The sequence below is a fragment of the Oleiagrimonas sp. genome (genome assembly GCF_027858935.1).
Classification (GTDB): Bacteria; Pseudomonadota; Gammaproteobacteria; order Xanthomonadales; family Rhodanobacteraceae; genus Oleiagrimonas.
Map to the genome: position 1 here is coordinate 1 of NZ_JAQIBU010000114.1, position 8,510 is coordinate 8,510.

Annotated in this window: 7 protein-coding genes and 1 riboswitch; of the genes, 5 read left to right on the forward strand and 2 right to left on the reverse strand. The window is 67.4% G+C overall.

Features of this window, described 5'->3' with window-relative positions; translation table 11 throughout:
* On the reverse strand, positions 1–632 hold a 632-nt coding region (locus PF446_RS04340), incomplete at its 3' end, for an AEC family transporter (protein ID WP_343224652.1).
* A 130-nt stretch (positions 633–762) separates the two neighbouring features.
* Here PF446_RS04340 and PF446_RS04345 point away from each other — a divergent pair.
* From PF446_RS04345 to pnuC, 3 genes are all read left to right on the forward strand, one after another.
* Positions 763–1,899, forward strand: coding sequence for a phosphotransferase (locus PF446_RS04345; protein WP_298070023.1), 1,137 nt, complete (start codon positions 763–765; stop codon positions 1,897–1,899).
* A 48-nt stretch (positions 1,900–1,947) separates the two neighbouring features.
* A riboswitch (TPP riboswitch) is annotated at positions 1,948–2,043 on the forward strand.
* A gap of 14 nt (positions 2,044–2,057) precedes the next feature.
* Positions 2,058–4,271 (forward strand): TonB-dependent siderophore receptor, encoded by a 2,214-nt coding sequence (locus tag PF446_RS04350; protein WP_298070024.1) that lies wholly within the window; start codon positions 2,058–2,060, stop codon positions 4,269–4,271.
* Positions 4,272–4,273: 2 nt separating this feature from the next.
* Positions 4,274–4,849, forward strand: a complete 576-nt coding sequence (gene pnuC, locus PF446_RS04355; protein WP_298070025.1) for a nicotinamide riboside transporter PnuC — start codon at positions 4,274–4,276, stop codon at positions 4,847–4,849.
* A 23-nt stretch (positions 4,850–4,872) separates the two neighbouring features.
* Here pnuC and PF446_RS04360 read toward each other — a convergent pair whose 3' ends face one another.
* The gene (locus PF446_RS04360) at positions 4,873–5,433 is read right to left on the reverse strand and encodes an NUDIX hydrolase (protein ID WP_298070026.1); all 561 of its coding nucleotides are present in this window, start codon (positions 5,431–5,433) and stop codon (positions 4,873–4,875) included.
* A 220-nt stretch (positions 5,434–5,653) separates the two neighbouring features.
* Between PF446_RS04360 and PF446_RS04365 the strand changes: the two genes are divergently transcribed.
* Together PF446_RS04365 and PF446_RS04370 are read left to right on the forward strand one after the other, a co-directional pair.
* Positions 5,654–7,102, forward strand: a complete 1,449-nt coding sequence (locus PF446_RS04365; protein WP_298070027.1) for an amino acid permease — start codon at positions 5,654–5,656, stop codon at positions 7,100–7,102.
* A 77-nt stretch (positions 7,103–7,179) separates the two neighbouring features.
* Positions 7,180–8,510: amino acid permease (locus tag PF446_RS04370; protein ID WP_298070029.1), on the forward strand; the 1,331-nt coding region annotated here is incomplete at its 3' end.

The following is an 8,510-nucleotide window of genomic DNA, read 5'->3' on the forward strand; positions in this document are numbered from 1 at the left end:
ATGCTGCCGAAATGGAACTGCATGCCGACCGAGAACAGCGCCAGCGGCGACATCGTGGCGCCGATGGGCGAAAACACCTTGTTGGCGATATCCGGCCAGCCGCCGAGCTGCCCCACCACCAGGCCCACCAGCAGCGCCAGAAAGGCCGGAAAGGTGAACACCCGGCGCAGCACCTGGCGCGGATGCGGGGACTGCCCGGAATACAGCGATGCGACCACGATGGCGGCCGAGGCCAGCAGCGGAAACGTGCCCAGCTGATCGGCCACCACCGCCAGCTTCAGGCCTTCCTGACCATGCAGTGCGCGGATCAGCGGGTAGCCCATGAAGCTGGTGTTGCCCAGACCGCAGACCAGGGTCAGTGTGCCGATCCGCGCCCGTGACCAGCCGCGCCAGTGGCCGACCAGGGCAAACACGATCCAGGCGCCGGCAAACACGATCCAGGCCGCCACCACCGGAAACCACAGATCGCTGCGGTAGTGCAGTTGCGGAATCAGCTCCAGCACGATCGCCGGCAAGGCGATGTACAGCACCCACCAGTTCAATGCATGCGCCATGCCTTCCGGCGCGCGCGTGAAACGACGCACCGCCATGCCCAGCAACAGGCAGAAAAACAACAGCAGCATGGCGCCCATCGACGGGTTCCTGGGATTGACGAGTCGGGACCTCCATTGAACACGATGCGCCCGGAGATCGAAAGGCGACCTTCGCAGGGATGCGCGATAATCAAGAGCTGCTTGCCCCTGCCTGCCGCCGGCCCCTCCGATGAGTCACCCCGAACACCTAGTGCATGGTCTGGACAGTTCACGCATGCCGGCCGACTGGCCGGCCCTGCGCCCGGACGAGACGCGCGCCGTGCTGGCCCGGTATCCGGATGTCGCGCACGACGTTGAACTGCTGTGGCACAGCCCGCGACCGCTATCGGCCGCTGCGCTGGTCGAGGCCGGCGGCGCACGCTGGTTCCTCAAGCGGCATGCCCTGGAGGTGCGCAATGCGGCCACCCTGGGCGAGGAGCACCGCTTCATGCGGCATCTGCAGCGGCACGGCTACAGCGTGCCCATGGTGCTGCACAACCGGGACGGCGGGACGGCCACCGTGCACGAGGGATGGGTCTACGAGGTGCACACGCCCCTGCAAGGCATCGACCTGTATCGCGAACTCGTCTCCTGGTCCCCGCTATGTTCCCTGGCCCACGCCCGCAGCGCCGGGGCTGCGCTGGCCCGCCTGCACGAAGCCGCGCAGGGCTATGCGGCGGCGCAGCGCGACACCCACCTGCTGGTCACGCGCGACGACCTGGTGCGCGCGGCGGACCCGATCCACGCGCTCAGGGCCCAATTTCCGCAACGCCCGGGACTGGCCCAGTACCTGGGCCGGCGAAACTGGGAACGCGATTTCGAACGCATCCTGCTGCCCCCGCAGCAACGCATCCAGGCCCGCATCGCCGAGGCACCGCGGCTGTGGACCCATAACGACTGGCACGCCTCCAACCTCGCCTGGAGCAGCGAGGGCGACAAGGCCACGGTGCGTTCGGCCTTCGACTTCGGCCTGGCCTCGCCGACTTTCGCCCTGTTCGACCTGGCCACCGCCATCGAGCGCAATGCGGTGGCCTGGCTGGAACTCGAGCGCGGCGCGGCAGCGGTGCACGCAGACACGGCTGTCGCGTTGCTCGGGGGCTACGCCGAGGTGCGTCCGCTCTCGGCGGCCGACCTCGACCTGGTGGCCGGACTGCTGCCGGTGCTGCACATCGACTTCGCGCTCTCCGAGGTGGAGTACTTCCATGCCGTCACCGGCACCCCTGCGCATGCCGACCTTGCCTATGACAGTTTCCTGCTCGGCCATGCAAAGTGGTTCGATACGGCTCCCGCGCGCCATCTGCTGGATGCGATCCGCAACGCGAAGTGAGCACGCCGGGACTTTGTATCGATCCGCATTCGTGCTCCAATAGCGGTCTTCGTGAAGCGGGGGTGCCCGGCATGGCCGGGCTGAGAGAGTCCCTTGGAACCTGATCCGGTTTGCACCGGCGTAGGGAGCTTCGACGCGCATTCCCCGTCCGGGAAAGCATGTCGCCATCGCTTCGTTGTGCCACCACCGACGAGGCCACCATGCATCGATCCGATTTCCACCCCGTGCTTTTGCTGGCCCTGCTGGCCTGTGGCACGACTGTGCATGCCAAGACGCTGCAGCCGGCCAGCGCCGGATCCAGCGCCACCCCGTTGACGGCGGTCCAGGTCCGCGCCCGGGCCGAGGGCGACAACGCCAGCGTCGGCAACATCGATGGCGCCTCGCTGCACGACAGCCCGGTCGCCGTGAGCGTGATCGACCGCAACCAACTCGATGACCTGCAGCCGCGCAGCATCAGCGACCTGGCCAAGACCGATGCGTCGATGGGCGACAACTACGCTCCGGTCGGCTATTACCAGGACATCAGCATCCGCGGCTTCCCGCTGGACCTGGCCACCGGCTTTCGCATCAACGACCTCACCGTGGCCGGCGCGCAGCGCTTTGCGCTGGAGAACAAGCAGCGCGTCGAGGTGCTGAAGGGACTGGCCGGCATCGATGCCGGCGTGGTCGCGCCCGGCGGCGTGCTGAACTTCGTGACCAAGCGCCCTGCAAACGTGCACCGGGTGACCGTGGGCACGGATTCGCATGGCTCGCGCTACACGGCGCTCGACCTCGGCGCCTGGCTGACGCCGAACTTCGGCCTGCGCTTCAACACCGCCTGGGAGGACACCCACAGCTACGTCGAGCACGCCAATGGCCGGCGCAATTTCTACGCCCTGGCCGCCGACTGGCGCATCGACGAGCGCACCGTGCTGCGCCTGGACAGCAGCTACCAGACCCAGGCACAGCGCTCGGTGTCCGGCTACCAGCTGCTGGGCGGCAACAGCGTGCCCCGCCATCCCGACCCCACGCAGATGCTCGGCTACCAGCCATGGCAGCAGCCGGTCGGCATCAAGTCCTCCAACTCCAGCGCGCGTCTGGACCACCACTTCAACGACGCCTGGAACCTGCGCCTGGCCGTGGGCCACAGCCGCAGCGCGATCGACGACAACGTGGCCTACGCCTACGGCTGCTTCTATATCGCGGCCTGCGCCAGCGGCAGCTCGCCGGGCAACTACTTCGCGCCCAACGGTGCGTACGACATCTACGACTACCGCAGCCCCGGAGACACCCGCAACAACGACGAGGCCAAGGTCCTGGTCACTGGCCGGATCGGCGAAGGCACAGTGCGCCAGACGCTGACCCTGGGCGTGGATGTGTTCCGGCGCAGCATGGACCAGCGCCCGTATGTCTACGACTACGTCGGCAGCAGCAATATCCGCGTGCGCAACCCGACCGTGTTCCCGCCCTCGCCGCACCAGCCAGGCCCGTCTGCACGCGTGCTGACCAGCTGGCAGCGCTCGCTGCTGGCCGAGGACCGCGTGCACCTGGGCGAGCACTGGCAGCTCCTGGCCGGCACCCGCCTGCTGCGCCTGGATGAACGGGCTTACGACGCCTACGGCACGCCCCAGCGGCACACCCGCCTGTCGCAGTCCCTGCCCCAGGCGGCGTTGCTGTGGCAGCCCGATGCGGCCACCACGACCTACCTCAGCTACAGCCAGAGCATCGCGCTGGGACAGCAGGCTCCCTACTGGACCAGCAATCCCGAGCGCATTCTTCCGCCGCTGCGCTCCACCCAGCTCGAAGCCGGCGTCAAGTTCGACGCCAGCGACACGCTGAACCTTTCGGCGGCGCTGTTCCGCATCCGCCGCCCCGACCAGTTCGCCCAACCGGATGCATCTGCCGCCGGCTATACCTTCGTACAGCAGGGCCAGGCCGTGCACACCGGCCTGGAGCTGAATGCCGTGGGTCAGCTGGGCCCGGATCTGCACCTGACCGCCAGCGCCAGTTGGCTGCGCGCCCGGGTCCGCGGCACCGGGACGCCATCCTACGAGGGCCACCAGGTGGTCAACGTGCCGGCCGTGCGCACTTCGGTGTTCGCCGCATACACCCTCCCGGCCATGGCGCGCCTGACCCTGCTCGGCGGCTGGCGCTACAGTGGCGCCAAGGCCGCACGACCGGACAACGCGGTGCGCGTGAGTGCCTACAATGTGTTCGATGCCGGCCTGCGCTACCGCGGGCATCTGCACGGCCATGCCGTGACCTGGCGGCTGATGGTGAACAACCTCCTCGACCGGCGCTACTGGCGTGACAGCGGCAGCGCCTATGGGGACTACTTCCTGTTCCCGGGCGCGCCAAGACTGGCGCGCCTGTCGATCACCTGGAGCCTGTGAGCATGGCCTGGACCGAACTGGTCGGCGCGCTGCTGAGCATCTGGGCCGTCTGGCTGACGGCCCGGCGGCACATGCTGTGCTGGCCGATCGGCATGCTTTCGGTGCTGGTCTACGGCGGCATCTTCCTGCAGGCGCGGCTGTATTCGGACGCCCTGCTGCAGGGCGCGTTTGCCGCATTCATCGCCTACGGCTGGATCCGCTGGATGCGCAACCTGGCCAGCGACGGACGCGTCCGCGTGGCGCCGCTGGCGCGTCGCCGGGCCGCGATCCACCTGCTCATCGGCGTATGCGGCGCCGTGCTTCTGGGCAGCGTGATGCACCGCTACACCAACGCATCCCTGCCCTGGCTGGACGCCGTCCTGACCGCCTTCAGCCTGGTCGCGCAGTACTGGCAGGACCGCCGCCACACCGCCGCATGGTGGCTGTGGATCGTGGTCGACGTGGTCTACATCGGCGAATACATCTACAAGGACCTGCGCATCACGGCGGTGCTGTACGCGGTGTTTGTCGCGCTGGCGGTGATGGGACTGCGCGCATGGCAGCAGGCGGCCCGCCACAGCGCCGCCGCCAGCGCTTGAGACCACGCCACGCATCGTCCGTCTCAGCGCGCGCCAGGCGGCATGCGATCCAGCCAGCGTCCGGCCATGCGGCGCAGCGATGCGTCGTACTCCGAGCCGTCACGGATCTCCCGGACCGGGCGCCAGGCCAGGTCGTGCGACTCCTCGCTGACTACAAAGCGCTCGTCGCTGCCGGCGCGGATCACGAAGCGCACGTCGTAATGCCAGTGCTCGGGCACGTCGCCACGGGCGGGAATGCGGTGGCGGTCGATATCGAACACGCCGCCCTCGAGCGTCAGCTGCGGCACCCCGGTCTCCTCCTCGGCTTCGCGCAGGGCCACGCGCGCCAGGTCGACATCGCCATCGGCATGCCCGCCCGGCTGCAGCCATCGATCCAGCTTGCGATGGTGGGTCAGCAGGGTGCGCTCGCCGTCGGCGCTGACCAGCCAGCACGAGGCCGTGAAATGACCGGCCAGCCGCGCACGCTGGAAGGCATGCACGCCTTCCCCGGCGAGTTCCAGGAAAAGATCGAGCAAGGCCGGATCATGCGCCTGGCTGCGAAAGTCATGCAGTGCCTTGCAGGTGGTCTGGAGTTCGTGGTCCATCGGCGGTTCACGCGAAGCAAAACCAGGGAGCATGCCCCCATACCGCCCGCGTCACAAGCCCGTGGCACCCATGACCTTTGTCCTTGTGCGGGTATCGCGAGTTTGGCATGGTACGCCGACTGTGCCGCCCGCAAGGCCGGCCATGCAGCAATACAGAACGGGGCCCATCGTGCGTTGGCCAGCTCCGCAGTGCATCATCATTTTCTTGGGGAGAAGCGTCATGAGGAACCTGTTCATCACCAAGCCGGTGCATGCAGAACCGCATGTGGTCGCGGGTGAGGAAGTCACGCTGGCCCGTTCACTGGACTGGCGTCACCTGATCATGCTGGGCATCGGTGCGGTGATTGGCGCAGGCATCTTCGTGATCACCGGTACCGCGGCGGCCGAGCATGCCGGACCGGCGATCATCCTCAGCTTCATCTTTGCCGGCATCGCCTGCGCCTTCGCGGCCCTGTGCTATGCCGAGCTCTCGGCCATGATCCCGGTCTCGGGCAGTGCCTACAGCTACGCCTACTCCACGCTGGGCGAGTCGGTAGCCTGGTTTGTCGGGTGGAGCCTGGTGCTGGAATACCTGTTTGCCGCGTCCACCGTGGCGGTGGGCTGGGCCGGCTACACGCTGAGCTTCCTGGACCAGTTCGGCATGCACCTGCCCAACGTCCTGCGCCAGGCGCCCATCACGTTCAAGCACGAGGACCTGGTGCTGACCGGGGCCTGGTTCAATCTGCCCGCGGTCCTGATCATCGGCGCCATTGCCACGCTGTGCTACCGCGGCATCAAGGAATCGGCCACCGTCAACGCCTTCATCGTGGCGCTCAAGGTACTGGTGGTGCTGCTGGTGGTGATCTTCGGCGCCCACTACGTCACGCCCGCCAACTGGCATCCTTTCATCCCGCCCAACCAGGCTCCGGGCGTCTACGGCTGGTCGGGCGTGTTCCGCGGCGCCTCGATCGTGTTCTTCGCCTATATCGGCTTCGACGCAGTCTCCACCGCCGCGCAGGAGGTCAAGAATCCCCAGCGCGACATGCCGATCGGCATCCTCGGCTCGCTGGCGATATGCACCGTGCTGTACATCCTCATGGCGGCGGTGCTGACCGGCATGGTCCCCTTCATGCAGCTGGATACCGCCGAGCCGGTGGCCACCGCCCTGGCCGCGCATCCCGCCCTGGCGTGGCTCAAGACGCTGGCCGAACTGGCCGCCATCGCCGGGCTGAGCACGGTGATCCTGGTGATGCTGATGGGCCAGCCGCGGATCTTCTACGCCATGGCCACGGACGGGCTGATGCCGAAAACGCTCGGCAAGGTGCACCCGAAGTTCAAGACCCCGCACCGCGCCACCGTGATCGTGTCCGTGATTGCCGCGGTGATGGCCGCGTTCCTGCCGATCAGCCTGCTCGGGGACGTGGTCTCGATGGGCACCCTGGTGGCCTTCGCCACGGTGTCGGCCGGGGTGCTGATCCTGCGCTACACGCAGCCGGGCCTGAAGCGCTCGTTCCGGGTGCCACTGGCCATTGTCATCTGCCCGCTGGGCGTACTGTCCTGCCTGGCGCTGATCTGGATCATGCCGGTGCGCAACTGGCTGCTGCTGCTGGGCTGGACCGTGATCGGATTCGTGGTCTACTTCAGTTACGGTTACAAGCACAGCAAGCTGCGCCAGGCGCAGCAGTCATGACACTGCACCGGTCGGCCCCTGCGCCGGCCGGGTGAGATCACGCACTTCCTCAACGCCAACCGGTACCGCCCATGTCCATGCTGCACCAGCTGTTCGCCCGCAAGACCTCGTTCCGCGACGATGACGACACGCACGGCCCGGGACTCAAGCGCACGCTGGGCCCGTGGGGCATCACGGCACTGGGCATCGGCGCGGTGATCGGCACCGGCATCTTCGTGGTCACCGGTACGGCTGCGGCCGAACATGCCGGCCCGGCGGTGCTGCTGTCGTTCATCTTCGCGGCTATCTGCAGCGGCTTCTCGGCACTGTGCTATGCCGAGTTCGCCACCCTGATCCCGATTTCCGGAAGCTCCTATTCCTATGCCTACGCCACGCTGGGCGAGCTGATGGCCTGGTTCATCGGCTGGAACATGGTGCTGGAATACGGCATCTCGGCCTCGGCGGTAGCCGCCAGCTGGACCGGCTATTTCACCAGCATGCTGCGCGACGTGTTTGGCCTGCAGCTGCCCGCGTCCCTCACCAACGCCCCGCTGGCGTTCACCGACGGTCACCTGGTGACCACCGGCGCCCTGTTCAACCTGCCCGCTGTGGCCATCGTGCTGGCGCTGACCTGGCTGTGCTACGTCGGCATCCGCGAGTCCTCGGGCCTGAATACGCTGATGGTGGTGCTCAAGGTCGGCCTGATCCTGGTCATCATCGTGGCCGGGGCGCGCTATGTGAATCCGGCCAACTGGCACCCCTTCATCCCCGCACCGCAGGGCCACGACAAGTACGGTTGGTCGGGGGTCTTCCGCGGCGCGGCCATGGTGTTCTTCGCCTATATCGGCTTCGAGGCCACCTCCACCGCCGCGCAGGAATGCAAGAACCCGCAGCGCGACCTGCCCTTTGGCATCCTGGTCTCGCTGGTGCTGTGCACGTTGCTGTACCTGGGCATGGCCGCGGTGATGACCGGCCTGGTGCCGGCCGCCATGCTGAACACGGCCGACCCCGTGATCACCGCCATCCGCGGCCACGCGCAGCTGGACTGGCTGCGACCGCTGGTCGAGGTCGGCGCCCTGATCGGCCTGTCCTCGGTGATCCTGGTGATGATCATCGCGCAGCCGCGCATCTTCATGATCATGGCGCGCGACGGCATGATGCCGAGGGTCTTCGCCAAGGTGCACCCGCGCTACCGTACGCCGCACATCAACACCCTGATCACCGGCTTCAGCATTGCGCTGCTGGCGGCGATCTTCCCGCTGGACCTGCTCGCCGACCTGACCTCCATGGGCACGCTGATCGCCTTTACTGCGGTCTGCGCGGGCGTGCTGATCCTGCGCTACACCTCGCCGGACCTGCCGCGCACGTTTCGCGTGCCCTGGGCGATTTTCACCTGTTCCGCCGGCGTGCTCAGCTGCATCTTCCTGCT

Coding starts and splice junctions, on each gene's coding strand:
- PF446_RS04345 (WP_298070023.1), top strand. CDS start 763: ATGAGTCACCCCGAACACCTAGTGCATGGTCTGGACAGTTCACGCATG.
- PF446_RS04350 (WP_298070024.1), top strand. CDS start 2,058: ATGTCGCCATCGCTTCGTTGTGCCACCACCGACGAGGCCACCATGCAT.
- pnuC (WP_298070025.1), top strand. CDS start 4,274: ATGGCCTGGACCGAACTGGTCGGCGCGCTGCTGAGCATCTGGGCCGTC.
- PF446_RS04360 (WP_298070026.1), bottom strand. CDS start 5,433: ATGGACCACGAACTCCAGACCACCTGCAAGGCACTGCATGACTTTCGC.
- PF446_RS04365 (WP_298070027.1), top strand. CDS start 5,654: ATGAGGAACCTGTTCATCACCAAGCCGGTGCATGCAGAACCGCATGTG.